The organism is Rhodococcus sp. H29-C3 (genome assembly GCF_030063405.1).
In the GTDB taxonomy this organism is placed as follows: domain Bacteria; phylum Actinomycetota; class Actinomycetes; order Mycobacteriales; family Mycobacteriaceae; genus Rhodococcoides.
Map to the genome: position 1 here is coordinate 20,926 of NZ_JASITC010000002.1, position 26,370 is coordinate 47,295.

At 63.4% G+C, this 26,370-nt stretch carries 25 protein-coding genes; 19 read left to right on the forward strand and 6 right to left on the reverse strand.

Annotated features, from left to right (window positions below; translation table 11 throughout):
- The first annotated feature begins 18 nt into the window (after positions 1-18).
- Positions 19-1,602, forward strand: coding sequence for a GMC family oxidoreductase (locus tag QMK32_RS04175; protein ID WP_283473213.1), 1,584 nt, complete (start codon positions 19-21; stop codon positions 1,600-1,602).
- A 9-nt stretch (positions 1,603-1,611) separates the two neighbouring features.
- Here the strand turns inward: QMK32_RS04175 and QMK32_RS04180 are convergent, their stop codons facing one another.
- Positions 1,612-2,436 (reverse strand): sulfurtransferase, encoded by an 825-nt coding sequence (locus QMK32_RS04180; RefSeq protein ID WP_283473215.1) that lies wholly within the window; start codon positions 2,434-2,436, stop codon positions 1,612-1,614.
- Positions 2,437-2,814: 378 nt separating this feature from the next.
- Between QMK32_RS04180 and QMK32_RS04185 the strand changes: the two genes are divergently transcribed.
- Genes QMK32_RS04185 through QMK32_RS04200 form a run of 4 tightly spaced genes read left to right on the forward strand, consistent with a single transcriptional unit; the run spans position 2,815 to position 5,928 of the window.
- Positions 2,815-3,504, forward strand: coding sequence for a hypothetical protein (locus tag QMK32_RS04185; protein WP_283473216.1), 690 nt, complete (start codon positions 2,815-2,817; stop codon positions 3,502-3,504).
- Positions 3,504-4,781: a molybdopterin-dependent oxidoreductase gene (locus QMK32_RS04190; protein ID WP_283473218.1), complete on the forward strand. Its 1,278-nt coding sequence runs from the start codon at positions 3,504-3,506 to the stop codon at positions 4,779-4,781. Before QMK32_RS04185 ends, QMK32_RS04190 begins: the two co-directional genes overlap by 1 nt.
- Positions 4,781-5,281, forward strand: a complete 501-nt coding sequence (locus QMK32_RS04195; RefSeq protein ID WP_283473220.1) for a hypothetical protein — start codon at positions 4,781-4,783, stop codon at positions 5,279-5,281. The genes QMK32_RS04190 and QMK32_RS04195 overlap by 1 nt, the downstream gene beginning before the upstream one ends.
- Entirely contained in the window at positions 5,278-5,928 is a 651-nt protein-coding gene (locus tag QMK32_RS04200) for a methyltransferase domain-containing protein (protein ID WP_283473222.1), read from the forward strand. The genes QMK32_RS04195 and QMK32_RS04200 overlap by 4 nt, the downstream gene beginning before the upstream one ends.
- Positions 5,929-5,944: 16 nt before the next feature.
- On the opposite strand, the gene QMK32_RS04205 is transcribed toward QMK32_RS04200, so the two are convergent.
- The gene (locus QMK32_RS04205; protein WP_283473224.1) at positions 5,945-7,282 is read right to left on the reverse strand and encodes a hypothetical protein; all 1,338 of its coding nucleotides are present in this window, start codon (positions 7,280-7,282) and stop codon (positions 5,945-5,947) included.
- A 70-nt stretch (positions 7,283-7,352) separates the two neighbouring features.
- Here QMK32_RS04205 and QMK32_RS04210 point away from each other — a divergent pair, with 70 nt between their 5' ends.
- The 8 genes from QMK32_RS04210 (at position 7,353) to QMK32_RS04245 (ending at position 14,608) form a co-directional block, all read left to right on the forward strand.
- Positions 7,353-8,159 (forward strand): S-methyl-5'-thioadenosine phosphorylase, encoded by an 807-nt coding sequence (locus QMK32_RS04210; RefSeq protein WP_283473226.1) that lies wholly within the window; start codon positions 7,353-7,355, stop codon positions 8,157-8,159.
- Positions 8,156-9,211 (forward strand): NAD-dependent epimerase/dehydratase family protein, encoded by a 1,056-nt coding sequence (locus tag QMK32_RS04215; protein WP_283473227.1) that lies wholly within the window; start codon positions 8,156-8,158, stop codon positions 9,209-9,211. The genes QMK32_RS04210 and QMK32_RS04215 overlap by 4 nt, the downstream gene beginning before the upstream one ends.
- Entirely contained in the window at positions 9,204-9,857 is a 654-nt protein-coding gene (locus QMK32_RS04220; protein WP_283473228.1) for a glycosyltransferase family 2 protein, read from the forward strand. Before QMK32_RS04215 ends, QMK32_RS04220 begins: the two co-directional genes overlap by 8 nt.
- The gene (locus QMK32_RS04225) at positions 9,854-10,525 is read left to right on the forward strand and encodes a TIGR04282 family arsenosugar biosynthesis glycosyltransferase (RefSeq protein ID WP_283473229.1); all 672 of its coding nucleotides are present in this window, start codon (positions 9,854-9,856) and stop codon (positions 10,523-10,525) included. The genes QMK32_RS04220 and QMK32_RS04225 overlap by 4 nt, the downstream gene beginning before the upstream one ends.
- Before the next feature lie 106 nt (positions 10,526-10,631).
- The gene (locus QMK32_RS04230; RefSeq protein ID WP_269301550.1) at positions 10,632-10,790 is read left to right on the forward strand and encodes a hypothetical protein; all 159 of its coding nucleotides are present in this window, start codon (positions 10,632-10,634) and stop codon (positions 10,788-10,790) included.
- A gap of 156 nt (positions 10,791-10,946) precedes the next feature.
- On the forward strand, positions 10,947-12,041 hold the full coding sequence (locus QMK32_RS04235; protein ID WP_283473233.1) for a glycoside hydrolase family 183 protein: 1,095 nt from the start codon (positions 10,947-10,949) through the stop codon (positions 12,039-12,041).
- Between the two features lie 26 nt (positions 12,042-12,067).
- Positions 12,068-12,691, forward strand: a complete 624-nt coding sequence (locus QMK32_RS04240; protein ID WP_269301552.1) for a class I SAM-dependent methyltransferase — start codon at positions 12,068-12,070, stop codon at positions 12,689-12,691.
- An 81-nt stretch (positions 12,692-12,772) separates the two neighbouring features.
- Positions 12,773-14,608: an acyl-CoA dehydrogenase gene (locus QMK32_RS04245; protein WP_269301553.1), complete on the forward strand. Its 1,836-nt coding sequence runs from the start codon at positions 12,773-12,775 to the stop codon at positions 14,606-14,608.
- A gap of 84 nt (positions 14,609-14,692) precedes the next feature.
- On the opposite strand, the gene QMK32_RS04250 is transcribed toward QMK32_RS04245, so the two are convergent.
- A complete protein-coding gene (locus tag QMK32_RS04250; RefSeq protein ID WP_283473237.1) occupies positions 14,693-15,190 on the reverse strand; it encodes a flavin reductase family protein in 498 nt (165 codons plus the stop codon).
- A 203-nt stretch (positions 15,191-15,393) separates the two neighbouring features.
- Between QMK32_RS04250 and QMK32_RS04255 the strand changes: the two genes are divergently transcribed.
- A complete protein-coding gene (locus QMK32_RS04255) occupies positions 15,394-16,170 on the forward strand; it encodes an SGNH/GDSL hydrolase family protein (protein ID WP_283473239.1) in 777 nt (258 codons plus the stop codon).
- Between the two features lie 12 nt (positions 16,171-16,182).
- Here QMK32_RS04255 and QMK32_RS04260 read toward each other — a convergent pair whose 3' ends face one another.
- Positions 16,183-18,444 carry a VanW family protein gene (locus QMK32_RS04260; protein WP_283473241.1) on the reverse strand — a complete coding sequence of 754 codons (2,262 nt, stop codon included), beginning with the start codon at positions 18,442-18,444 and terminating at the stop codon, positions 16,183-16,185.
- Between the two features lie 241 nt (positions 18,445-18,685).
- The gene (locus QMK32_RS04265; protein ID WP_283473243.1) at positions 18,686-19,957 is read right to left on the reverse strand and encodes a PucR family transcriptional regulator; all 1,272 of its coding nucleotides are present in this window, start codon (positions 19,955-19,957) and stop codon (positions 18,686-18,688) included.
- Between the two features lie 185 nt (positions 19,958-20,142).
- On the opposite strand from QMK32_RS04265, the gene QMK32_RS04270 reads away from it, so the two are divergent.
- Genes QMK32_RS04270 through QMK32_RS04290 form a run of 5 tightly spaced genes read left to right on the forward strand, consistent with a single transcriptional unit; the run spans position 20,143 to position 24,931 of the window.
- Entirely contained in the window at positions 20,143-20,910 is a 768-nt protein-coding gene (locus QMK32_RS04270; protein ID WP_283473245.1) for an ABC transporter ATP-binding protein, read from the forward strand.
- Entirely contained in the window at positions 20,900-21,622 is a 723-nt protein-coding gene (locus QMK32_RS04275) for an ABC transporter ATP-binding protein (protein WP_269301559.1), read from the forward strand. Before QMK32_RS04270 ends, QMK32_RS04275 begins: the two co-directional genes overlap by 11 nt.
- A gap of 24 nt (positions 21,623-21,646) precedes the next feature.
- The gene (locus QMK32_RS04280) at positions 21,647-22,525 is read left to right on the forward strand and encodes a branched-chain amino acid ABC transporter permease (RefSeq protein WP_283473250.1); all 879 of its coding nucleotides are present in this window, start codon (positions 21,647-21,649) and stop codon (positions 22,523-22,525) included.
- A 1-nt stretch (position 22,526) separates the two neighbouring features.
- The gene (locus QMK32_RS04285; protein WP_283473251.1) at positions 22,527-23,615 is read left to right on the forward strand and encodes a branched-chain amino acid ABC transporter permease; all 1,089 of its coding nucleotides are present in this window, start codon (positions 22,527-22,529) and stop codon (positions 23,613-23,615) included.
- Positions 23,612-24,931: an ABC transporter substrate-binding protein gene (locus tag QMK32_RS04290; RefSeq protein ID WP_283473252.1), complete on the forward strand. Its 1,320-nt coding sequence runs from the start codon at positions 23,612-23,614 to the stop codon at positions 24,929-24,931. Before QMK32_RS04285 ends, QMK32_RS04290 begins: the two co-directional genes overlap by 4 nt.
- Positions 24,932-25,024: 93 nt before the next feature.
- On the opposite strand, the gene QMK32_RS04295 is transcribed toward QMK32_RS04290, so the two are convergent.
- Positions 25,025-26,323, reverse strand: a complete 1,299-nt coding sequence (locus QMK32_RS04295) for an acetyl-CoA C-acetyltransferase (RefSeq protein ID WP_283473253.1) — start codon at positions 26,321-26,323, stop codon at positions 25,025-25,027.
- Between the last annotated feature and the right edge of the window lie 47 nt (positions 26,324-26,370).

A 26,370-nucleotide genomic window follows, 5' to 3' on the forward strand; every position in this document is an offset into this window, starting at 1 on the left:
ACAAAGGTACCTTCTTTCATGTCACAACCAGCCATCGCCGATTACGTAGTAGTCGGCGCCGGATCCTCTGGGGCAGTACTCGCCAATCGGCTCAGCGCCGACCCGCGCCACACCGTCGTGGTGCTCGAAGCGGGCCCGGAAGACAAGAACAAGTTCGCCCACATCCCGGCGGCCTTCTCCAAACTGTTCCGCAGTGACGTGGATTGGAACTACGACACCGAACCTCAGCCAGAACTGGGGGACCGCAGCATCTACTGGCCCCGCGGCAAGATGCTCGGCGGGTCTTCGTCGATGAACGCGATGATGTGGGTCCGCGGGTTCGCCGCCGACTACGACGAGTGGGCCTCACTGTCGGACTCCTCGTGGTCGTTCGAGAACGTCGTACCCTACTTTCGCAAGATCGAAAGCATCGAAGCGACAAAGGAACTCGATGCGGGCACCGGCGGACCGTTGATCGTGTCGAACCAGCGCAGTCCCCGCGCCTTGACGGCCTCCTTCCTCGATGCCGTCCAGGAAGCCGGATACTCCGTCGAGGCCGCCAATCGTGCCGAGCCCAAGGGCTTCTCGCAAACCATGGTCAACCAGAAACGCGGCGCCCGCTGGAGCACTGCCGACGCGTACCTCACACCGATTCGCAAGCGGGCCAACCTGACCATCCTCACCGATGCTCACGCAACGCGCGTCGTCTTCGCAGGGTCCACCGCCGTCGGCGTCGAATACACCAAGGACGGGCTCACCCACACCATCCGGGCCGCCAAGGAAGTGATTCTCGCCGGGGGCGCGATCAATACGCCACAATTGCTGATGCTCTCGGGCATCGGCGACAGAGCACAACTGGCCGCACACGGGATTGCCGTCCAGCACCACGCCCCGGAGGTCGGTAAGAACCTGACCGATCACCTGTGTGCGCTCATCGGCTGGAAGACCGAATCCGATTCACTGTTCCACGCGGAAAGAATCCCGCAGCTCGTCAACTACCTGACGCGCCGACGCGGCATGCTCACCTCGAACGTCGCCGAAGCCTACGGATTCATCAAGAGTCGAGACGAAGTACCGTTCCCGGACGTCGAGCTCATCTACGCCCCCGCCCCGTTCTTCGACGAGGGACTCATCGCGCCGGATGCCCACGCCGCCGTCATCGGGGCAGTGCTGCTCAAACCGATGAGCCGCGGCGAGATCAGTCTTCGTTCCGCCGACCCACTGGCCAAAGCCATCATCGAACCCCGCTACCTCAGCGATCCCGACGGCGCCGATCGGCGCGCGATGATCGAGGGCTTGCGGGCATGCATGAACATCGCCTCGCAACCCTCCCTCGAGAAATTGCTCGGCGCCCTCGTCCGACCACGCGTGAAAGCAGACATCTCGACCGAGGACCTGCTGACCGAAGCCCTCGAGCAGAACGCACACACCCTCTACCACCCGGTGAGCACCTGCCGGATGGGCAACGACAGCTCGAGCGTCGTCACCCCGGATCTGCGGGTCCGTGGCGTCGACAACCTACGGGTCGCGGACGCGTCGATCATGCCGACGATCATCCGCGGTCACACGCACGCGCCGAGCGTGCTGATCGGCGAAAGGGCCGCGGACCTGGTACTGCGCTGAGGGGACGGGTCACATACCCGTCGCCACCGGCCGAGCCGGGTCATTGGACCATTGTGACCACGAACCCGGGTAGAGGGCTGAATCTATCCCGGCGATGGCCAGCGCGGCCACCTGATGAGCGGCCGTGATGCCGGAACCGCAGTACACCCCGACCTGCGGCTTCACCCCGCCGAACCGTTCGCGGAGCGCGTCCGCAGTCAAGAATCGCCCGTCCGCGTCGAGGTTGGCGCTGGTCGGAGCGCTGATGGCGCCGGGGATATGGCCGGCGCGCGGATCCACCGGCTCGGACTCGCCCGAGTACCGCTCGGCTGCCCGCGCGTCGAGCAGCGTTCCGGACGCGGCGAGTGCAGCGGCCTCCTCGGTCGTGAGCGTCGGCAGGTGTCCGGCGCTGAGCTGGACATCTCCGGGCGCCGACGCAAATTCCTCGCCCGCGGAGGTGCCGTTACCTGCGGCGATCCAGGCTGCCAGACCGCCGTCGAGCAGGGTTACGTCGTCGAAGCCGGCCCACTTCAGCAGCCACCACGCGCGCGCCGCGGCGAGGTTGCCGGTGTTGTCGTAGACGACAACCGGCACACCTTCGGTGACTCCCCAGCGTCGCGCGGCCGCCTGGAGCCTCTCGATGGAGGGCAGCGGATGCCTGCCCTGGTCGGGTGCACCGGGTTCGGCGAGTTCATTTTCGAGGTCGACGAACACCGCGCCCGGGATATGCGCGTCGCGATAATGCCGTCGACCGTCCGAATCTCCCAGCGCCCAGCGAACATCGACTATCACGAGCGGACTACGCAGTGCGGACTTCAGCTCGGCGACGTCGCGGACTTGGCTCTTGTGTGGCATACCGTGAATTTTGCTCCACTTTCGCTTGGAATCGACGGAATCCCGCCCAGTCGGAGCGAAAGTGGAGCAAAATTCACGGCACTGAAGGGCATTAGGTAACGGTGCGGCAACGGTCACGTATCGAACATGACTCGGGCCTACTACGAATGCTCGGATCGGACATTCTTCCCATATTCCCGTGTTTTTCCGTGAGAACATGTGCCTACCAAGGTGATTTGCCGCGCTGTTCGTGCCGGGTCGGGAGGCCCGCATACGAGATTTCAACGGTTCGGCATGCGGAACCACGTACCGGACTAAGATCGGACCCATCCGGAACGGGCCCTGCGGCGAATTACCTACAACGCTCAACACTTGAGCCAACGAAAGGTAGATCCTCACATGATCTCGATCCGTAAAGTTATGGCCGCCACTGCAATCGGCGCAATGACCCTCGTACCTCTCGCCGCATGCTCGAGTGACGACTCATCGAGCACCGAGTCCAGCACCACCTCGGCCGCTGCCGCCGAAACCACAGAGTCGATGCCGGAACCAGCTGCCGAGGTCAAGGACCTCAGCAAGGGCGTCAGTACCGCTGTCGCACTCGACGCCGGCTTCACCGGCGCCCTGACCACCTTGGGCCTCACGCCCGGAGTTGTCGGAACCGCCACTCTGGCAGACGGATCCATCGTCTTCCCGATCACCGGTGGAGACGTCAAGTACTGGGAGCCGGGCACAGTCGACCCCTACGTTCAGGGCGAGATCATGCACGATGGCAGCGGCTTGTCGCTGACCGCCGGTGAGACCGTCGTCGAGCTCACCGACTTCGACATCGATCCGGGCACCTCGGTTCTCACCGGAACCGTCACGGTCAACGGTGACGTTGCTGCCGAAGATGCAGTTCTCTTCGACCTCGACGGCCGCACCTTGAAGCCGTTGGCAACCGGCCCGAACAACACGGCCATCCTGCAGGGCACCGAGGTCAAGATCTCTGAGACCGCCGCCGGCCTGCTGAACGACACGTTCAAGACCGACGCTGTCACCCCCGGCCTGCTCGTGGGCGTTGCGACCATCACTGTCGCTACCGCGTAATGACCGACGAAACCGTCCGCGCGAGGTCACCGCATATGGCGGCCCCGCGCGGACGGTTTCGTAGTCCGCTCCGAGGCCCCTGGCTCACCTCGATCTTCGGCGCCGTATTGCTCGCCGGCCTGCCCATCGTCATCCTCACCGGGCTTGCCTCCTACATAGCGTATGGCCCACAATTCGGCCAAGCCCTACCGACAGATGTCGGCTGGCTGCGGCTCCCCTACTTCGACTGGCCCACCAACCCATCGTGGTTGTACCGCCTCACCCAGGGTCTACACGTCGGCCTCGGATTGATTCTGGTTCCGATCGTGTTGGCCAAACTGTGGTCGGTCATACCCAAGCTGTTCGTGACGCCTCCGATCCGCTCGGTTTCTCAAGCACTCGAACGGCTTTCCCTCCTCGCGCTCGTCGGCGGGATCCTGTTCGAGATCGTCACCGGAGTTCTCAACATCCAGTACGACTACATCTTCGGCTTCAGCTTCTACACCGCCCACTACTGGGGCGCATGGATCTTCATCGCCGGATTCGTCTCACACGCGATCATCAAGACACCGTTGATGTTTCGCACCCTCCGCTCCCGCTCATTCATCCAGGTACTGAAAGACAAGCAGACCGAGCAGGAAGTCGATCCCGACGGTTCCGACCTCATCGCCGAGAACCCCACCGATCCCACGATCAGCAGGCGCGGCGCCCTCGCGCTCGTCGGCGGCGGCGCACTGTTCGTCGCAGCCCTGACCGTGGGGCAGACCACCGGCGGGTTCCTCCGCAACACCGCCATACTTCTCCCCCGCGGCCGGTCGTACGGAGACGGACCCAACGATTTCCAGATCAACCGCACAGCCTCCGCAGCCCGGATCACCGAGGACAACACGGGCGCGAGCTGGACCCTCGAACTGACGGGAGGTGCGAGCGCGATGACATTCACCAGAGATGCCCTCCTACGGATGGAGCAACACACCGCCGATCTGCCCATCGCCTGCGTCGAGGGATGGTCGACGGTTCAGCGCTGGACCGGCGTCCGGTTACGTGACCTCGCTTCGGCAGCCGGCGTCGGCAACCTTCGGTCGGCGCAGGTTACCTCGATCGAAGAGAATGGGCCCTTCCGTCAGGCCACACTGCAATCCAACCAGGTCCTCGACGCCGATTCGCTACTCGCACTGCAGGTCAACGGCGTCGACCTCTCCCCCGACCACGGGTACCCCGCGCGGATCATCGTCCCGGCGATGCCAGGAGTGCACAACACCAAATGGGTGAAGGCAATCGAATTCAGAGGTGCGTGATGGCAGCGTTCGCCCGCGTCTACGGCGCCCGTCCCCTGCACCTACTTGCGGTGTGTTTCGCGTTGGCGCTGGTGGGGTACGTGGTCTACGTGGCAGGTATAGCGACGTTCTGGAATCGGAACGTCTGGTGGCAATCGATTGCAGTGTGGTTCGCCGGTGCCGTCGTCGTCCACGACCTTCTTCTCTTTCCCCTCTATTCTCTCGCCGACCGCTCGCTCACTGCCGGACTGGACGCGATGCGCGGACGGGCGCCCGCGCTCACCTGGCGTGTGTCCCCGCTCAACTACATCCGCATCCCGCTCATGGGAACGGCGCTGACGTTTGTCCTGTTCTTCCCAGGAATCATTCAGCAAGGATCCGAAACATTCACTACAGCAACCGGATTGACGCAGGAGCCCTATCTCGGTCGTTGGCTGGTACTGACAGCGGTGCTGTTCGGGGTCAGCGCACTGGCGTACGCGATCCGTATCGCACAGACCTCGACCAGGAGAGCGACGTGAGAGTAACGGCGGACGAACTGTTCAACAGAGCCTCCTGCGGGCTGCCCTGTTGGATGGGGCACTCGGATGGAACTCGTGAGCCCCTGCCGACTGCGCGTTGGATGGGTGGTCCGGCGTCGAGCAGCGAAGACCGAATCGCCGACGGCCGGATGATCGGCCACTGCAACGGCCCCACACTCGATCTCGGCTGTGGGCCCGGTCGACTCACCGAGGGCCTGGCACGACGCGGCATCTCCGCGCTCGGTGTCGACACCTCGAAGAAGGCCGTCGATCTGACTGTCGGGCGCGGCGGACGGGCGGTACTTCGCGACCTGTTCGAGCCTCTACCCAATGCCGGTGACTGGGCTTGCGTCCTGCTGGCCGACGGCAACATCGGCATCGGCGGCGACCCGGTCCGGTTGCTTCGCCGAGCAGCAGAGCTCATTCGACCGGACGGCGCCGTCATCGCCGAGGTCCACGCGCCCGGTGCCGCCGAAGTACAACCACAGACAGTTCGTTGGGAGACCGACACGATGGTGGGTGATTGGTTCGCATGGGCGAGCGTCAGCGCCAACGCAACTTATGCCATCGCCCACGCAGCCGGTCTCGCCGTCGTCGATATCGCGCCGATCCACGGACGGTTCTTCGCACGGCTGGAGCGTGCTTAACCGCCCGCGCAGCGCATCACCAGTTGGTGAAGAGCAAGTGGTTGATTGCAAGTGCCACGAGCACCTGCAATCCCAACCAGAACCGGTGTGTGCGTTGCGGAAGCACTGCGGGCGCCAGGAGCATCCACATGGCGAACGGCAGCCAGATCCGCTCGGTTTCGGCCTTGCTCAGCTGACTCAGGTCCGCCATCACCACGGCCGCCAGCCCGGCGATGACCAGAAGATTGATCGGCTGCACCCGAGTGAAGATGCGCGGAAACGCAGCAGGAACGGCAATCCCGAGCGCACAGAACAGCGCCGCGAAGTTGGCCCAACCCCAGTACTCGAACGGCCGGTCCGTCGCGATGCCCTGGTAGTAACGCTCCTGGACGAGCTCGTAGCCGTCGAACCACCAGAAACCGTAGGCGGTGAAGATCGCCGCCACGACGAGGGCGCCCGCGAGCGCACCGAGAAGCGACCACACGGCCGGCCACAACGCGCGCCTTGCGACCAGCACCGCCACGGCCGGCAGTGCCATCAACCCGAGGCCGTAGTTGAGATAGACACCGAAGCCCAGAAGTACACCCGCGGCAAGCGATACAGGCCATCGGTTCTTCTGCGTCGAAAGTGCAAGCAATGCAATACCCCACGCCACCACGCCGGCGTAGAACGCGTCGGCAGACACCGCGATCCAGACAGCCGCGGGAGCAAGCGCCACGAACGGGGCTGCACGACGCGCCATCGTCTCGTCACCGAGGGCACGGACGGTCACGATGAGCGCCATAGCGGCGCTGGTGCCGACGAGAACGCACAACCACGCCGCCCACGCACCGCCACTGAGCCCGACCCGGTCCAGCCACACGAACGTCAGCAGCGCACCCGGCGGATGGCCGGACACATGCGTCGTCCACGAGTCGGCCTGGTAATCGAGGATGCGCTCGGAAAAGCCCTGCAGCGTCGCCGGTATATCGGTGATGTCGGGAACTTCGTGGAGATACTCGTCGGTGGAGGACAACCGCGTCGAGAATCCGCGTCGCCAACCGTCGACCATGGCCAGCGCCATCGTCCACGCCAGCGACACACCCCAAGTGAGCGGCAGCAACATCCGCCACGACAGTCTGCGCGCGAGCTCAGGCCCCCACAGGACGCCCCCGATCGCGATGAGAATCGCGAACGGCGTGCCCCACCCGAAGTGCAGCTCACGGAACCCGAAAAGCGGTGCGGCATCGGCGAAATCACGAACCTGCTGCGGGGTGCGGTTGATGATCGGCGTAATCAGCTCGTTGCCCAGATACGGGACCACGAAGGCCACTGCCACGAGCGCTACGGCGAGGACAGCCGCGATAGATTCTCTCCAATACCGGATAGCGTTCACCTAACGTTGCGATCCACGTGGAAATCTCGAACATCGATGGGCCCAGCATACCGAGGACGGAAATGAATCAATGACATCAACGCCGACAACAACTTCGCACCGAGCCGACATCGCGGTCATCGGTGGTAGCGGCTTCTACTCGTTTTTCGGGGAAGATGCACACTCGGTCACACTCGACACGCCGCACGGTTCGACGAGCGGGCCCATCACCATCGGCGACATAAACGGCCGCACCGTCGCATTCCTTCCTCGACACGGGGCTCAGCACGAGTACTCCCCACACACGGTGCCGTATCGCGCCAACATGTGGGCCCTGCGCATGCTCGGAGTGCAGCGCATCTTCGCCCCGTGTGCCGTCGGCAGCCTTCTCCCCGAATACGGGCCTGGAACAGTGGTGATTCCCGACCAACTCGTCGATCGAACGAGCGGGCGTACGCAGAGCTACTTCGACAACGGCGGAATTCACGTCGAATTCGCCGATCCGTACTGCGCCGACCTACGCACCGCGGCAGTGCAACCCGGGACCGTCGACGGCGGCACGATGGTTGTCGTCGAGGGCCCTCGATTCTCCACCCGCGCCGAGAGCCAGTGGTATGCCCGTCAGGGGTGGACACTGGTCAACATGACCGGACATCCCGAGGCGGTACTGGCCCGTGAACTCGAATTATGTTATGCCCCGATCGCTCTCGTGACCGACCTCGATGCGGGGATCGAGGCAGGGCAGGGTGTTCGAGCAGTCGACGTGTTCGCCGAATTCCAGAAGAACATCGAACCACTGAAGGCCTTGGTTCGATCGGCTATCAGCTCTGCACTGATGGGTCCTTGCGAATCGTGCCGCGTGCACGAGGGCATCGAGCTTCCGATCGAGCTGCCATGACTCGCGTCTTGCTCACCGGGGCAGCCGGATTCATCGGTGGACACATCCTCGGCGCACTCCGCCCCAGTTACGACGTCGTCGCGATCGACGCATTTCTTCCCTCCGCGCACGGAAGCGATCGACCGACACCGGGTATCGAGAGGGTCGACGTCCGCGACCACGACTCGCTCGTGGACGTGCTGGCCGGAGTCGACGCCGTGTGCCACCAGGCTGCCGTCGTCGGCGCAGGCGTCGACGCCGCGGACGCACCCGCCTACGCAAGCCACAACGATTTCGGCACCGCCGTGCTGCTCTCGGCAATGGCCGAAGCGGGCTGCACCCGGTTGGTGTTGGCGTCCTCGATGGTCGTCTACGGCGAGGGGCGATACACCAATGCTGCGGGCAAGACGGTAGTGCCCGGTCCGCGCACGCGCGCCGATCTCGACGAAGGCCGCTTCGACAACACCGACCCGAACACCGGAGATATTCTGGATTGGGCTCTGGTGAAAGAGGATTCGGCGTTGCAGCCACGAAGCACCTACGCCGCGAGCAAGCTTGCGCAGGAAAACTACGCACTTGCTTGGTCCCTCGCCACCGGCGGCTCGGTGACCGCACTTCGCTACCACAACGTCTACGGACCGAACATGCCACGCAACACTCCGTACTCCGGCGTCGCAGCGATGTTCCGCTCCTCGCTCGAAGCCGGACGTTCACCGCAGGTGTACGAGGACGGATTGCAGGCGCGTGATTTCGTGCACGTCTCCGACGTTGCAGCGGCGAACGTACTGTCCATCGCGGCCGCCCTACCCGGATTCACTGCGCTCAATGTGTCCTCGGGTCATCCGATCACCATCGGCGAAGTCGCAACCGCGCTATCCCAGGCCTGCGCAGGGCCGGCACCCGAAGTGACCGGACAGTACCGCTCCGGTGACGTCCGGCACGTGGTGGCCAGCCCCGAATCGGCCCGCACCGCAATCGGATTCGACGCCGCGATCTCGCCGTTCGACGGTCTGCGCGAGTTCGCAACCGCACCTCTTCGTGACGCCGAAGGCACCGGTGCCCCCCGTGTTTGAGCCGACCGATGTCACCGTGGTGATTCCGTGCATGAACGAAGAAGGCTCGCTCCCCGGCGTTCTCGCCGACATGCCCGCGGGCTACCGCGTCATCGTCGTCGACAACAATTCCGTGGACGACACTGCAGCGGTTGCTCGAACGCACGGCGCCGCCGTCGTGCAGGAACCCGTGCCAGGTTACGGATCGGCCGTTCACGCCGGAGTTCTCGCCGCGACAACCGAAGTCGTGTGCGTTCTCGACGGCGACGGCTCGATGGATCCGCGTGAGCTCCCCCTGCTGGTCACCGCCCTCGAAGACGCGGACCTCGCCGTAGGTCGACGCAAGACCGTCCGCGGAAACTCACCGATCCACGCGCGAATCGGCAATGCCGTCCTGGCCCTTCGGCTTCGGACCAAATACAACCTGCCCGTCCATGACCTCGGCGCCATCCGTGCGGTACGACGGCAAGCACTTCTCGATCTCGACGTGACCGACCGACGGTCCGGCTACCCGCTACAACTGCTCGTCCTCGCCTCGAAAGCCGGCTGGACGGTCGTCGAACATGAGGTCTCCTACAGTCCACGGACAGCAGGCACCTCGAAGGTGTCCGGCTCGGTCAAGGGAACCGTCGTCGCAGTGCGGGACTTCTGGAAGGTGCTCTCGTGAAGGTAACCGCCCTCGTCGTCGCCAAAGCTCCCGTACCCGGGCTCGCGAAAACCCGCCTCGCGAAAACCCTAGGCGACGACATCGCCGCCGACATCGCCGCCGCCGCACTGCTCGACACCCTCGACGCCGTATCCGCCGCCGACTTCGACGAGCGCATCGTCGCCATGACCGGCGACCTCGCCCAGGCGAGCCGAGGAGATGAAATAACTGCCGCACTGGCGTCGTACATCGTGATCGGGCAGCGGGGCGACGGTTTCGCCGAGCGGCTTCGCTACGCGCACGAGGACGCTGCGGCGTCGGGCAATCCGGTCTTTCAGATCGGGATGGACACCCCCCAAGTGACGGTGATCCTGCTGAACGACGCCGCAACGCAGCTCACCGAGCCGGGGCGATCGGTGCTCGGCATGGCTGAGGACGGCGGTTGGTGGGGATTGGGCATCGCAGATCCCGCGCTCGCTCGCGGGCTCCTCGAGGTGACCATGTCGAGTCCCACGACGGGCATCGATACTTACAGGGCTCTCGAAGCACTGGGCGCGGACATCGCGTCACTGCCAATTCTGCGTGACGTCGACCACGCCTCGGACCTGACTACCGTCGCGGCTCTGTGTCTGGGGGGCAGTCGCTTCGGAAAGGCGGTCGAGCAGGTCGTTCGACACGTGCAGAGGTAACCGCTACCCCTCCGTAACCAATCCGTGACCACTGTCGATCGCATTGCAACAATCGAAAAGCTTAGTTTCTCCGCACATTCTCAGATAACGGTGCTAGAAAGACCATGTGCTTGGAATACTCATCGGTATAGCCGTCTGGTTGGTGGTGGCCCTCATGGTCGCCATCGTGCTGGGCCGCGTCGCGCGTCGTGCCGATTCCGAGGAACTCGGATCGACTTTGGACTGGGATACCGCAGACGTCGACGAGTCCGTCCCGCACGACTGATCCTCACCTCGACAGTAACGGACTTCACGCCCGTTTTGCCCGCGCAGACCAGTCCGTTCACTTTGTCGAAAGAACAAAAAAGCCTGTCCGGCAGGTTAGTCCTCGAGCTATGCTTCCCGCGGTCTGTTTAGAACTCGAAGGAAAGCCGGGGGGCTAGTGAAACGTTTTACGTCGGTCGCTGTTGCTGTTGTGGTCACATCTCTTGTGATTGCCGGTCCTGCAGCGGCCAATCCGAACATCGTCAATCCGATTCCCGGACTGAACGGCGTCTTCGGCCTCCCACAGCTCACCGGACGCACCGTGGCCGTCGCACAGGCAACCGGAATGTCCAGCACGAACGAGACCCAGCACGTCAACATGCTGGGCACCGACCTCGGAATCATGTGGGACAACGGCAACGGCGAGATTTTGACCGCCTTCGGCGATACAGCAGGCCTCGGGCTGCCGAACCTACTACAGGGGAGCCTGTGGTCTTGGCGCAGCAACTCGCTCGTGCGAAGTCACGACGGCAACCTGGCCGATGGCATGAGCTTCGACAGCATCGTCAAGGACCCGCTCGGACAGGCCAAGGAACTCGTACCGAGCCCCAAGATCCCCTTCGTCGAGATCAGCCGCATCCCCACTGCCGGTGTCGCACTCGGTCAGAATCAGTTCATGAGCCTGATGTCGGTCAAGGACTGGGGTCAGCCCGGGCATTGGGAAACCAACTACTCCTCGATTGCAGTATCGGGTGACAACGGCGAGAACTGGACCGTCCACCCGGAGACTCAGCGTCCGAGCGACGGTGGAAGCCGCAACTTCCAGCAGAACGCCTTCCTGAAGGACGGCGGGTTCGTCTACGAATACGGCACGCCTCCCGGACGCGGCAACCTCGGCCACGTCTCGCGCGTACTCGAAAAAGACATCCTGAACCTCGCCGCGTACGAATACTGGACCGGCGCCGAATGGAAGAAGGGCGACCCCGCGCTCGCGGCTCCCATTGTCGACAACGTCGGCGAGCTGTCCGTCGCATACAACCAATACCTCGGTCAATACTTGATGCTCACCACGGACCCCTCCGATTCGATCGTCATGCGCCGCTCCCCCTCGCCCGTCGGCCCGTGGAGTCCGCCCGAGGTGCTCGTCGACACCAATCAGCTTCGCAGTGCTTATGCGCCCTATATTCACCCGTGGTCCTCGGGTCCTGACCTCTACTTCCTTGCCACGGTGCACCAGAACTACAACGTTCTGCTTCTGCGCACCACGTTGTGACGCGTCGGCGACATATGGTCGTCGGAATGGATGCAACAGCGTGGGACACCAAGTATGCGGCCGCCGACCTGGTCTACGGATCGCCTCCTAACGAGGCACTGGTCGAATACGCTACGACGCTTCCGCGTGGGCGGGCGTTGGACCTTGCCGCCGGTGAGGGCAGAAATGCCCTGTGGCTGGCCACCCGCGGATGGGAGGTCACCGCCGTCGACTTCTCGGCAGTCGGGCTCGAGAAGGGGCGTCGGATCGCCGCGAAATCACCTAAATCGGTGCGAGATCGACTCACCTGGGTCCATGCCGATGTGACCAAGCTCTCGCCGGAGCCGAACTATGACCTGGTCCTCGTTCTCTACCTTCATCTACCCCCGGAACAACGTAAACGGGTGATTCGCAGCGCAATCGGCGCTCTGAAACCTGACGGAATCCTCATGATTCTCGGTCACCACTCGCTCAACATCACCGACGGCGTCGGCGGGCCGCAGGATCCCGAAATACTTTATACGCCAGAGGATTTGGCTTCCGATGTCGACGGCTTGGACGTGGCAACCAGGGGCGAGAAGCGCCTGCGGCACACCGATCACGGCATGGCGATCGACGCGTTACTACTCGCGAGTAGGTCCCCTCTTGGCAGCGGGAATGAACGGGGGTAATATCCAGTTATGTTACCGACGAGTAGCTAACTTGGGCGGTACTTACCCGAGACCGCACCATCAAATTTGGAGAGAACGAGCATGGGACATTACAAGAGCAACCTCCGGGATCTCGAGTTCAACCTCTTCGAGCTGTTCGGGCTCGACGAATCCCTCGCAGGAAACAACTTCGGCGACCTCGACGGCGAGGCAGCCCGCGACATGCTTCGCGAGGTCGTACGCCTGGCAGAAGGACCGGTAGCCGAGTCCTTCGCCGAATCCGACCGAAACCCGCCCGTGTTCGACCCCGACACTCACACCGTCAAGCTGCCAGAGGCTTTCAAGAAGTCGTTCAAGGCGCTGTACGACGGCGAGTGGTGGCGTGTCGGCCTCGACGAAGAAGTCGGTGGCATCCCCGCGCCTCGCACTCTCGGCTGGGCACTCAACGAGCTGCTGCTCGGCGCCAACCCGGCTGCGTTCATGTACTCCGCAGGACCAGGATTCGCCAACGTGCTCTACAACAACGGCACCGAAGAGCAGAAGGAATGGGCGAAGGTCATCGTCGAGCGCAAGTGGGGCGCCACGATGGTGCTCACCGAGCCCGACGCCGGATCCGACGTCGGCGCAGGCCGCACCAAAGCCATCAAGCAGGAAGACGGCTCCTGGCACATCGAAGGCGTCAAGCGGTTCATCACCTCGGCCGTTTCCGACGATCTCTTCGAGAACACCATGCACCTGGTTCTCGCTCGTCCGGAAGGTGCCGGACCCGGCACCAAGGGCTTGAGTCTTTTCTACGTGCCGAACACGCACTTCGACTTCGAGACCGGCGAACTCGGCGAGCGCAACGGAGTCTTCGTCACCGGCGTCGAGCACAAGATGGGCCTCAAGGTCTCCACCACCTGTGAGCTCACCTTCGGTGGCCACGACGTCCCGGCCAAGGGCTGGCTTGTCGGCGAGGTCCACAAGGGCATCGCGCAGATGTTCGACGTCATCGAGCACGCTCGAATGATGGTCGGCACCAAGGCGATCGCCACCCTCTCCACCGGATACCTCAACGCACTGGCCTACGCCAAAGAGCGTGTCCAGGGCGCCGATCTGACGAAGATGACGGACAAGGCAGCACCCCGCGTCACCATCACGCACCACCCCGACGTTCGTCGCAGCCTGATCACCCAGAAGGCATACGCCGAAGGCCTGCGCGCGGTGTACCTCTTCACCGCGGCACACCAGGACCCGGTCACCGCGAAGCAGGTATCCGACGCGGACGAGGACATCGCCTACCGCGTCAACGATCTGCTGCTCCCGATCGTCAAGGGTGTCGGATCCGAAATCGCCTACAGCCAGCTGGCGGAGAGTCTCCAGACGCTGGGCGGATCCGGGTTCTTGCAGGACTACCCGATCGAGCAGTACATCCGCGACTCGAAGATCGACTCGCTGTACGAGGGCACGACGGCCATCCAGGCGCAGGACTTCTTCTTCCGCAAGATCGCCCGTGACCGTGGTGTCGCGCTGGCTCACATCGCCGGCCAGATCAAGTCGTTCATCGACAGCGAAGCTGGCAACGGTCGACTCAAGGCCGAGCGCGCGCTTCTCGCCACCGCACTCGAAGACGTGCAGGCCATCGTCACCACGATGACCCAGCAGCTCATGGGAGCTCAGGAGCAGCCGACCGAGCTGTACAAGGTCGGCCTCGCATCCGTCCGTTTCCTCATGGGCTTCGGCGACCTGCTCATCGGCTGGCTGCTGCTGCGTCAGTCCGAAATTGCCATCACAGCACTCGACAACGGTGCGGAGGGCAAGGAAAAGTCGTTCTACGAGGGCAAGGTCGCAGTCGCGTCCTTCTTCGCCAAGAACATCCTGCCCCAGCTGACCGCTACCCGTGGCATCCTCGCCAACACGGACCTCGACGTCATGGAGCTCGACGAAGCTGCATTCTGATTCGACCCCGTACACAAACGGCCGCATCCCCTTCCTTGGGGTGCGGCCGTTTGGTCTCTGCCTGCTCTGTTTCCTGCCCGCTCGCTAACCTTCTTCGGCCGCGAGGCGGCGGAACTTACTGCTGTGGAACACGATGGGCGCTACATCTCTGATCTCTAGTTCATTGATCCGCATCAGCACGATCGCATGATCGCCTGCGGGTACTTGTTCGGTGACGGTGGCGTCGAGCCACATACTCGCTCCGCCGATGAAGACGGCGCCGTCCTCGGTCGTCGTCACTTCCAGACCCTCGAACCGGTTACCCGTCTTGGCGGCCAATGTCCGCGCAGCGCCGTCGTGCGCTTCGCCCAACACACTGATGCCGATGCGCTTCGAGACAGTGAACCTAGGCCACGTCGTCGACGTGTTCTGCACGCAGAACGCCACGAGCGGCGGGTCCATCGACACAGCGACGAAGCTGCTCGCAGCCATGCCGACGGGAGAGCCGTCGATTTCGGCGCACAGCGCGACGACACCGCTGGGGAACTGACCGAAAGCGGCGCGAAGGACACCGCTATCGAGTTCGGTGGTGGCGAGAGGCATGAGATATCCGTTCTGGTCTGAGCAGCGTGATCAGGTGGTGACATCTGACCTTACGTTCGGTCATCCTGCCAGCACACCTCGTAGTCCACGATACGAGTTTCGGTAGACGAGAGTCCTGCGCCCTGATCGTCGGGAATGAAATTCGCCGCGACGGTGTCGTACTGTCGAGTAACTAGTCAGCAGTACTCACGGAGGTTGATGTTGTGCCGAGAATCGACAGCTACGTAGCGCTCGGGGACTCGTTCACCGAGGGCGTCGGCGATGCCGATTTCGCCAGCGCAAACGGGGTCAAGGGCTGGGCCGACCGCGTCGCGGAACAACTCGCCGCCACGAACCCGGAATTCCGCTATGCCAACCTCGCGGTGCGCGGCAAATTGGTCGACCAGGTGATCGAAAACCAAGTCGGCATCGCCGTCGACGCCGCACCCGACCTCGTCACCATCTACGCAGGCGGCAACGACCTGATGCGGCCCAAAGTCGACATCGACGGCGTCGTCGCCAGATACGACTCGGCACTGGCAGACCTCGTCGCCACCGGCGCGAGGGTCGTCGCCTTCACCGGATACGACGCGGGCTGGGCACCGCTGTTCCGCACACTGCGTGGACGCACTGCGATCTACAACGAACTCCTGCGGGAAGTAGCCGACCGTCGGGGAGTCGAACTCGTCGACTTCTGGCGCCTCGACGGCTACGACGACACTCGGATGTGGGACACGGATCGTCTCCATATGTCCACGCACGGACACATCAGGATGGCATCCGAGGTTCTGAATCACCTCGGTGTCCCGCATTCGATCGAACTCGAACCATTGGAGCAACGCGCACCCATCGCGGCTGCCGCGAAGCGGCGTGAGAATGCCGAATGGGTGAAGTCCTTCGCGGCGCCGTGGGTGTCACGACGCCTCCGCGGCGCATCCTCCGGCGACGACGTTGCGCCGAAACACACCATGCTTCTTCGTTCCCAGCTGCAACAGCACTAGCGGCGAAAGCGACTAGTTCTCACTGCTCTCCGGCGGAGCGGCCGGCTGCTCCGCCGGCTCGGCTGCCGGCGGATCGGCAGGAGGGACCACGGCAGGTTCGGCGGCAGGTCCAGCCGCTGGGGGCGCAGCCGGCTCTGCTGCCGGAGGTGCGGGTGCCGGCGGCGGAGCGTCCGCAGCCTTCGGATCAGGTTCGCGTGACTGGCATTTTACAATCGGAATCGGATCGTACTTGACCGTTCGAGTCTCCCGCGAGATCTCTTTGCCCGACGCAATATCGGTGATCACCCTGGTATTGCTCGCCATGAATCCCGGTCCACCACCAGACGGAACGCACTGATCACCGGCAGGGAGCGTGACCGTGTTGGGAGAGGTCGGGTTGGTCCGCGGCCCGGTACTGGACTCGACCTCCACCGTCTTCGTTCCCCAAAGTCGAACCGTCACATTCGAACCCGTACCGAACGACTCGATGACGATGCCAGTCTTGCTCTGGTTGGTGAACTTCAGGTCGATGGCGCCCTCGAACACCGTCGCCTCGCGGGCCTCGGGATACCTACTGATGTAGTAACTGTGCTCGGTGTGCCCAGCATCTTCCATTCCGCCGAAGTACGCCGCGTTGTACAGCGTCGTCGCGAACTGACTGATGCCGCCGCCGACTGCCCGGTCCGGCCTCCCGTTGTCGATGATCCCCGACTCGACGAAACCCTGCGCCGTTCCGCGTGGTCCGGTGTACCCGTTGAGCGAGAACGTAGCTCCTGGCTTCACCAATGCGCCGTTGACGATATCGGCGGTGAGTCCGATGTTGACTCCGGACGCGTACTCGAATCCGCCTGTGGTGTATTCGGCGACAACTTCCTTGATGCCGAGTGCTTGCGCGCCTTCGGTTGTCAGTGCCGGTGGCGCGGGTGCGTACACGGCACCGGTGGTTCGGGCGTCCGAGGAGGCCAGCAAAGTCGGCAACTGCTCGAGCGTCACCGGCCACTGCACCATGTCGCCGACGACACCAGGCACGATGGTCGGCGCGCCTGAGCCCAGAACGAACGACGCGTCCTTTGCGACTGTCTCGGTAGCGGCCAACTGTGGCGCGAGAATACGAATCGCTGCGTCGTTGTCGTACCGCGCCGCGAGTGACCCGTCCTCTCCCGGTTCGAAGGATACGACCTGGCCGACTGCCTCCGGGGTCAGCACCGCGGCTGCAGCGTTCTTGCCGGTGAACACCACCGGCGCGGACACCGCAGGCTCGGCGATCTCGGTGAGCACACGATCGACCTCGTCCTGGTGCACCGTTACGTCAGCGGTCTCGACGGGTACCGCGACATCCCCGAAAGCCCATCGCTTCTGCATTGCCTCGCGCGCGCCGGCGACGTCGAGCGCCAGGCCGGGAGCGGGTACCACACCCACTGCGGTCGCACCCTCGAAGACGATGTCGCCTTCCACCGGAGCGCGGTCGGTCTGCGCACGAATCGACTCGACGGTCGCATCGAGCGCGGCAACATCGACCGTCGACTGCACGCCGATCTCGCGATGACCGAAGAACGAACTCACCCGAGTGAAAGGATTGATCGGCTGCGACCCCGCGCGATCGAGCGTCGCATTCCAATCGACACCGAGCCCTGCGGCGGCCGGCACGAACTCGAGGTCCAGATCTCCGGCCTCGACAACAACGGGCTGTTCGACGCGTGCGCCGAGCTCCGAACGTAGCTTCGCCTCGGCGTCCTCGTGCGAGAGACTTCCGACGTCGACTCCGGCAACGGTGACCCCGCGCGGAACTGCGCCGCTGGAGGACAACCAGTCCGCGGTGTAGAACACAACCAAGATCGCCACCGCAGCGCCCGCCAAGACTGCAGCCTTCACCCACGGAGGCTTCTCATCCGAGCCGACCGGTCCACCGCCTGCAGGGTCGGGCGCTGCCGAGCTTACGGCGGCAGAGGCGATAGGCGGTTCGGGCGGATCAGGTGGTCCCGGGGCGAGAGCAGGTTCCGCAGGCCTCGGAGGGACGGGAGGGACCGCTGAATACGCGTCCGTCGCCGGCTCTTCATCCTGCGAAGGCCGGCTCGAAGAAGTCTGCTCGGGAGGTACAGCGTTCCCTGGAGGTACGACGGTCTCGGGAGGTACAACGTGCTCGGGAGGTACAACGGTGATGGCCTCGGTGACCGCGTCGTACGGCAGTACCTCTTCGGGCTGCGTGTCCTCTACCGAATCTTCAGGGACCGGACCTTCAGGGACCGGAGGCTCCTGACCCTTGCGCGGTTCTGTGCCGTCTCCACCGATGCTCACGTTCAAGCCCTCCCACAACCCCCACCGATTTCGATCGAATGTCGTGCCCGAGCTTACGCATCCGCTATCGACGCAGAGATGTCGAGCCACCTCGATCGAGATGTAGGCGGCTCCGCACCGCTGCCGGGTCGGGGGTCGGGCAGCAGTACGGAGCCACTACGACTATCGGCAATCTTTGTGAAGCGTTACAACGGAGCTTGGAAAAGCTTGCTGTTCATTCAGTTGAATGAACGCGGAGTTCTCACCTGTGCCCGGGGTCCACTGCCCGCGCCCAGTGCCCGGTCTTCACCAATGCCAACGTCAACAGCAGCCGGTTCTGAGGATCGGAGAGAACACGACCGGTCAGCTCCTCGATCTGCCGTATTCGATAGATCACGGTGTTCCGATGGCAGAAGAGCACCTTCGCGGCGTTCGTCGGTGACCCGTCACTGGCGAGAACGTGCGCGAGAGTGCCGAGCAGCGTGTCACGCTGCGGCTCCGGGTGTGTCGACAACGACCCGAGCGCGTGACGCACGAGCAGTTCCGAGCATTGGTCGTCGGCCGCCATGATCACGCGTGGGAGCCGATCGGTAGCCAGCGCGACTCCCACCTCCCCGTCCTCGACGGTCTCGGCTGTCAGTGTTGCAAGCCGATACGCAGCCGCGAACGACGACAACCCGTCGGGCGAGTGCGCGACCCCCACCTTCCCTGCCACCCGCGGCACCAACGCCTCGACGACGCCGGACAGCGACCCCCGCGTCAACGCGACCAACGCGAACTGATGACCGTCGCGGATGTTCCAGTGCGACACCGCACCGATTTGGTCGAGCGCGTCCTCGGGCGCCGGCAACGGCGACTCGCCTTGATCGTCGAGCACTCCGACGACGCATGCGATTGTTTGCGAAGCGGACAATCCGAGAGTTGCCCTGGCTTCGAGGACGAATGCCGGATCGCCTCCACGACCACTGCGGAGGCCGTCGAGAATTGCGAGCACATTGGCGATGTCGCGCTGCTGCATCCGCGCGCTTTCGCGTCGATACGCCTGGACGAGTGTTTCGTACTGCCCATCGAGGGCCCGCCAGAGCTGTTGCCCGGCAAGGAGAAGCAGCCTTTCGTCGATCACCAACCGATACTGTTCCCGCTCGATCATCAACTCTTCCCACAATGTCCTACTGCCGAGCGTGTACGCCTTGAGGACCAGTTCCATCGGTATCCCCTGACGCGCCCGTTCTCGGCCGGTCCGACGCCACACTTCACGGGTCGTGTCCGAGACCTCGCGGGGTCTCGACATCGTGAGCAGACCCTGCCGGACGTGTTCGCGGGTGCTGCGTCGAATCTCGGCGGCAATGTCCGGTGCACTGGACGCCAGGTAGGCGGGCTCCTGCTCTATCAATGCCAGCGTGATCGAATCCGCGATCGAATCCGCCCGACGCAGCAACGTCGACCATGCTTGCTGGATCGCCGCCTGATCCGAGGCACTGAGTTTGCGGCGCGCGGACTGGCCCGAACTGGTCCTCACCGCCGGTCCGCTCACAGGCACAGCTTTGCGCACATCGCCTAGACATGTGGGCGAATTGACCGGTGATCGTGTCCTCGGACCCAAACATTTTGTGCGCTGCGTCCATATCGCGCGTTGTGCAGAGCGTCCATAGTGAACCCACAACCGATTGTGAGGTACATCACTTGACGGCAGGTTCAGCACCCCCACCAGTGTTCGACATGAAATCCATCGATGTCACATTCGGTGGCATCGTGGCTCTGTCCGACGTCAGCCTCGACGTCAGGCCAGGAGAGGTCCTCGGGGTGATCGGCCCGAACGGAGCAGGAAAGACGACCCTGTTCAACGTCGCGTGCGGACTTGTCCGACCACAGGCCGGCACCATCACCCGCAACGGGGAGCCGCTCACGCGCCTCACCCCCCACCAACTGCCCGGATTGGGGATGAGCCGGACCCTCCAAGGGCTCGGGCTCTTCGACCGAATGACGGTTCTCGACAACGTCATGATCGGCGCCGACAAGACCGCCCGCGCCGGATTTCTCTCCGGCATCCTCGGACTACCCCGTAGCTCGCGCGACGATGCCGCTGTGCGCGCCACCGCCATGTCCACGCTGGAAGAACTGCGTATCGACTCCTACGCTCACCGATTTCCCCCGAGCCTGCCCTACGCGGTGCGCAAACGGGTCGCCCTGGCCCGCGCTCTGGTCAGCACACCGTCCCTTCTCCTCCTCGACGAGCCCGCATCGGGCCTGTCCTCGGACGAAATGGACGAACTCGCAACACTCATCCGCTCACTTGCAGGCGGAGAATTCTCGAGCACTTCGATCATGCTCGTCGAACATCATATGGATCTCGTCATGAGCGTCTGTGACCGAATCTTCGTACTCGACTTCGGCAAGGTCATCGCGCAGGGCACCCCCGAAGACGTACGCGAAGACCCGGCCGTCCTCGCCGCATATCTGGGAAACGAAGTGACACATGGCAACTGACACACTCCAGTTGGAAATCACCGATCTCACCGTGCACTACGGTCCGGTCAAGGCCCTCGATTCGGTATCGATGTCCATCCGCGCAGGCGCCGTCACCGCCGTCCTCGGCGCGAACGGTGCAGGCAAGACGACTCTGCTCAGAGCCATCTCAGGTCTGCTGCATCCCACCTCGGGAAGTATCACGATGGCGGGCGCAGAACTCGTCGGGGTCGCACCGGATCGCATGTCACGCAAGGGACTCGCCCACGTTCCCGAGGGTCGCGGGGTCATCGCCGAGCTGACCGTGGAGGAGAACCTCCGTCTCGGCGCAATGGGCCGCAACAAAAGCCACGACGCGGTCACCCTGGATCGGATCTACACGATGTTCCCGCCGCTCGACACGAGGCGATCTTTGTCCGCACACACGTTGTCCGGCGGTGAACGTCAGATGCTCGTCATCGGCCGAGCACTCATGGCGACCCCGACGGTTCTACTACTCGACGAACCCTCGCTGGGTCTCGCACCGAAAGTGATCGCCCAAATTTTCGAGACACTGCGAATGCTAGTCGAAACCGAGTCCATGACAGTGGTTCTCGTAGAACAGAACGCACGCAGCGCCCTCTCGATCGCCGAGCATGCCGTCGTACTCGACCTCGGCACGGTCGCCGTCGAAGGGCCCGCCGACACCCTGGCCGACGACGACGCTCTCCGCCACGCCTACCTCGGATTCTGACGAGCCGAAAGGAACCCCACCGACGTGCAGCAACTGCTCACCATCCTCCTGAACGGGGTGACGACCGGCATGATCTATGCCGCGTTCGCTCTTGCCCTGGTTCTCATCTGGCGCTCGACGCGCATCGTGAACTTCGCGCAGGCTCCCATGGCCATGATCACCACCTACGTCGCTCTCGTCGTCATCGACGCCGGCTACTCCTACTGGATCGGATTCGGCATCGCGCTTCTCAGCGGGCTGATACTGGGCGCGTTGATCGAACGCCTGGTCATTCGGTTCGTCGACACGTCTTCGCACATCAATCCGATCATCCTCACCCTCGGATTGTTCATCATCATCCACGCGACAGCAGCCATCGTGTTCGGCAACCAATTCCGTTCTTTTCCAGCACCTTTCGGACTCTCGGGTCGAATGATCGGTGACGTCAACATCGCACTCACCGGATACGACATCTTCAAGATCGTCGCCGTGTTGGTAGTGCTCGGACTACTCGTACTACTGTTCCGCTTCACCGACCTCGGCCTGAAAATGCGTGCGAGCGCCTTCGAACAGGAAGTGGCCAAACTACTCGGCGTCCGCGTCAGCAGAATGCTCACCCTCGGCTGGGCGCTCGCCGCCGTCGTAGGTTCACTGGCCGGCCTGCTCATCGCAGGTGGATCACTGGTCCACCCCGGTTACATGGATTCCATCGTCGTATTCGGCTTCGTTGCAGCCGTTCTCGGCGGACTCGACTCCCCCGGTGGGGCCGTCGTCGGCGGCCTCATGATGGGAGTCGGCCTCAGCCTCGTCAGCGGCTACCTCGGCCAAGACCTCGTATCCACTGCAGCGCTGGTGATACTGATCGTCGTCCTGCTGCTGAAGCCGAGCGGACTGTTCGCTCACGCCACGGCAAGAAGGGTTTGACATGAGCGCACCAGTGAAAGATCGAGCCAACCCTGCGCCGACGCCGACACCACCACTGTGGACCCGAGTGATATCGACCCCGGTCCGTCGTCACATACTCTGTGCCGTACTCGCTCTCGTGGTGATCGTGCTCGTGATGGAAAGCATCAGCACCTTCCGTCAGAGCCAACTGACCTCGGTGGCATACCTCGCCATCGCTGCAGGCGGCCTCACCATCCTGACCGGCATCAACGGCCAACTCTCCCTGGGCCATGGCGCATTCATGGCCGTCGGCGCGTACACGGCCGCGCTGATGTTGCGGGCCCAGGACTCCGGATGGAGCGTCCCGCTGGTCTTGCTCGCCGCAACGGTAGTGACCTCCATCGTCGGCGTAATCGTCGGCATCGCGGCCGCACGCCTGCACGGCCCCTATCTGGCGGGAGCGACACTTGCGCTCGCCGTCGCAGTTCCCGGCCTCGCCCTGTACTTCTCCGAATACCTCGGCGGCGAACAAGGTCTCGTGGTGCCGGTGCCGAAGGTACCCGCGCTGCTCGACAACGCGATGTTCTTCCTCACCGGAAACGAGCTCAGCGGAACGAAATTCGTGTCCTACGTCAGCTGGGTACTGCTCGTGGCCGTCTTCGTACTGTTGGCCAATGTCGCTTCGAGCCGCACCGGGCGACGCTGGCGGGCCGTACGTGACGACGAAGTCGCCGCCGAACTCGCAGGCATAAACCTGGGCCGCGCCCGAATCCTCGCCTTCGTCGTCAGCGCAGCCTGCGCAGGCGCCGCCGGAGCCGTGCTGGCAATGGCGTCGAGAATCGCAGCACCGAGCGGGTTCACGCTGACGCTGTCCTTGACACTGCTCTCCGCCGTCGTGATCGGCGGGCTCGGATCGCTGTCCGGCGCCCTCATCGGCGCCCTACTCCTGACCTACATACCACCGGTGGTCACCAACCTCGGTCTCGATGCCGGCCTCAGCAGCCTGCAGTCTGCAGAACTCGCACCGCTCGTGACCGGAGTCTTCACCGTCCTGGTCATCCTGTTCGCGCCATCCGGGCTGATGGGCATCATCCGCAACCGGCGTCTGAAAAGAAAAGGGGAGAAATGAAAAGATCCACAACGCTGGCGGTGCGCGTCACCGCCGTCGCGGCCGTCGTATCCTTGGCTGCATCGTGTGGCGCAGGCGGACGAGACGAAGCCACCGAGACCACCGAGGGATCGACGGTCGGAATCTCCGACACTTCGGTGAAGATCGGTGCCCACTTTCCGTTGACCGGCGTCGCAGCCCCGGGATACAGCGAAATCCCCACCGGTGCAAAGGCTTACTTCGACTACGTCAACGCCGCCGGCGGCGTGAACGGACGCCAGATCGAGTACGTCGTGCGCGACGACTCGTACGATCCGACCACCACCACACAAGTAGTCAACGAACTGGTACTCCAAGACGAAGTGTTCGCCGTCGTCGGTGGACTGGGCACCGCAACGCACAGCGCGGTCATCGACTTCCTCAACGAGGAGGGCGTACCCGACCTCTTCGTATCCTCGGGCGCCATCATGTGGGGCAACGATCCCGAGAAATACCCGAACACTTTCGGCTGGCAGCCCGACTACCAGGTCGAAGGCAAGATCATCGGCGACTGGGTCGCAAAAAACCGCCCCGACGCCAAGATCGGCCTGTTCCTGCAGGACGACGACCTCGGCCGAGACAGCGAAGAGGCCGTCCGCCAATACCTGGACGATCAGATAGTCGAGGTCGTTCGCTACACCTCCGGCAACACCGACGTCGCCCCACAGATCGCGGCATTGCAAGGCGCAGGCGCCGATCTGATTCTCGGCTTCAACGTGCCGTCGTACACCGCGTTGAGCCAGCTCACCTCGATGCGGCTCAACTACACACCCGAGTGGTTCTACAGCTCCATCGGCTCCGACGTCGATCTCGTCGGATCACTGCTCGGACGTTTCTCGCAAGGCGCCGTCACCGACGGCAGCCAGTCCCTCGAAGGCATACTCTCACTCGAATACATCCCCGGCATCGACTCGAAGGACAACGAGTGGACGAAGCTGTGGAATAAAGTGTGGGCCGAGAACGGAACCGGCGAACCACTGACCAACTATCGGGTCTACGGCCTGAGCCAGGCCTACGCCTTCGTCACGGCATTGCAGGCAGCGGGAGACAACCCGACACGCGAAGGCATCGTCGACGCAATCCAATCCGGCGGAATGGATTTCGAAGGACCACAACTCGCACCGTTCCGCTACTCAGAGGACAGTCATCTCGGAATCTCGGGCGCAAGCATCTATCAGATAAAGAACGGTGTTCCCGACTACCTGACACCGGTCATGCAGACGGACATCGGTGACTCACCCGTCGTCGAGTACGAGGGCGAAGAGTCCACACCACCGGAAAGTGGAATTCCGGAGTAGTACTTTTTCACGCCTTGCTATAACAATCGGCAGATCCGTCAACCCCTCGTGTGACGGATCTGCCGATCGTTCCCCCGATGATCGAGTGCTTGTTCAGCGCTCGATGATTGCGGTGACGCCCTGGCCACCGGCCGCACAGATGGAGATCAAGCCACGGCCCGAACCCTTCTCCGCGAGCATCTTGGCCAGCGAGGCGACGATACGACCACCGGTAGCAGCGAATGGGTGACCCGCCGCGAGCGAGGAACCGTTGACGTTGAGCTTGCTACGGTCGATCGAACCGAGCGCACCGTCCAAGCCGAGACGCTCCTTGCAATACTCCTCGCTCTCGAACGCCTGCAGCGTCGCGAGCACGACGGATGCGAACGCCTCGTGAATCTCGTAGTAATCGAAGTCCTGAAGTGTAAGCCCATTACGGGCCAGTAGGCGCGGAATTGCGTACGTCGGTGCCATCAACAGGCCATCGGTGTACGAACCGTTGCCGTGGATGTAGTCCACAGCGGCAGTTTCCGAATCCACCAGGTGCGCGAGAACCGGCAAGTTACGCTCGGCGGCCCACTCGTCCGTCGACAGCAAAGCCGCGGAAGCCCCATCGGTGAGAGGCGTCGAGTTGCCGGCCGTCATGGTCGCGTCGCCCAGCTTGGTCCCGAAGACCGGCTTCAGCGTCGAGAGCTTCTCCACGGTCGATCCCGGCCGCAGGTTGTCATCGCGGGTGAGGCCGAGGAACGGCGTCACCAGGTCGTCGAAGAAGCCACGGTCGTAGGCGGCAGCCATGTTCTGGTGGCTCGCGGCAGCCAGTTCGTCCTGGTCCTCGCGGCGGACGCCGAACTCTTTCGCCGTGATTGCCGCATGGTCGCCCATGGACATGCCGGTACGCGGCTCTCCGTTGCGTGGGATCTCGATCCCCAGCATGGACGGTCGAACATTGCCGAGCAGTTTGAGTCGATCGGTGGCCGACTTCGCGCGGTTGAGCGAAAGCAAGAACTCGCGCAGGTCGTCGCCGACTGCGATGGGTGCATCAGAAGTGGTGTCGACACCGCCGCCGATACCGGAATCGATGCGCCCGGCCGCGATGGCATCACCGACGGCCACGACGGTCTGCAGACCCGTCCCGCATGCCTGCTGCAGGTCGTAGGCGGGGGTATACGGACTCAACGCGCTACCGAGAACGGTTTCACGGGTGAGATTGAAATCCCGGCTGTGCTTGAGTACCGCACCCGCAGCGACGAGACCGAGACGCTCTCCTTGCAGATTGAACCTGCTGACCAGGCCGTCGATAGTTGCGGTGAGCATGTCCTGGTTGGACGCGCGCGCATACTTCTTGTCCGAGCGAGCGAACGGAATGCGGTTACCACCCACGATTGCGACCGGTCGTAGTTGCTTGCTTGTCACTTGGGGTCTCCCAACATCCGGTAAGAAAAAGGCCTTGGTGGAGTTTC

Coding starts and splice junctions, on each gene's coding strand:
- QMK32_RS04175 (WP_283473213.1), top strand. CDS start 19: ATGTCACAACCAGCCATCGCCGATTACGTAGTAGTCGGCGCCGGATCC.
- QMK32_RS04180 (WP_283473215.1), bottom strand. CDS start 2,436: ATGCCACACAAGAGCCAAGTCCGCGACGTCGCCGAGCTGAAGTCCGCA.
- QMK32_RS04185 (WP_283473216.1), top strand. CDS start 2,815: ATGATCTCGATCCGTAAAGTTATGGCCGCCACTGCAATCGGCGCAATG.
- QMK32_RS04190 (WP_283473218.1), top strand. CDS start 3,504: ATGACCGACGAAACCGTCCGCGCGAGGTCACCGCATATGGCGGCCCCG.
- QMK32_RS04195 (WP_283473220.1), top strand. CDS start 4,781: ATGGCAGCGTTCGCCCGCGTCTACGGCGCCCGTCCCCTGCACCTACTT.
- QMK32_RS04210 (WP_283473226.1), top strand. CDS start 7,353: ATGACATCAACGCCGACAACAACTTCGCACCGAGCCGACATCGCGGTC.
- QMK32_RS04215 (WP_283473227.1), top strand. CDS start 8,156: ATGACTCGCGTCTTGCTCACCGGGGCAGCCGGATTCATCGGTGGACAC.
- QMK32_RS04240 (WP_269301552.1), top strand. CDS start 12,068: ATGGATGCAACAGCGTGGGACACCAAGTATGCGGCCGCCGACCTGGTC.
- QMK32_RS04245 (WP_269301553.1), top strand. CDS start 12,773: ATGGGACATTACAAGAGCAACCTCCGGGATCTCGAGTTCAACCTCTTC.
- QMK32_RS04250 (WP_283473237.1), bottom strand. CDS start 15,190: ATGCCTCTCGCCACCACCGAACTCGATAGCGGTGTCCTTCGCGCCGCT.
- QMK32_RS04270 (WP_283473245.1), top strand. CDS start 20,143: ATGAAATCCATCGATGTCACATTCGGTGGCATCGTGGCTCTGTCCGAC.
- QMK32_RS04275 (WP_269301559.1), top strand. CDS start 20,900: ATGGCAACTGACACACTCCAGTTGGAAATCACCGATCTCACCGTGCAC.
- QMK32_RS04285 (WP_283473251.1), top strand. CDS start 22,527: ATGAGCGCACCAGTGAAAGATCGAGCCAACCCTGCGCCGACGCCGACA.
- QMK32_RS04290 (WP_283473252.1), top strand. CDS start 23,612: ATGAAAAGATCCACAACGCTGGCGGTGCGCGTCACCGCCGTCGCGGCC.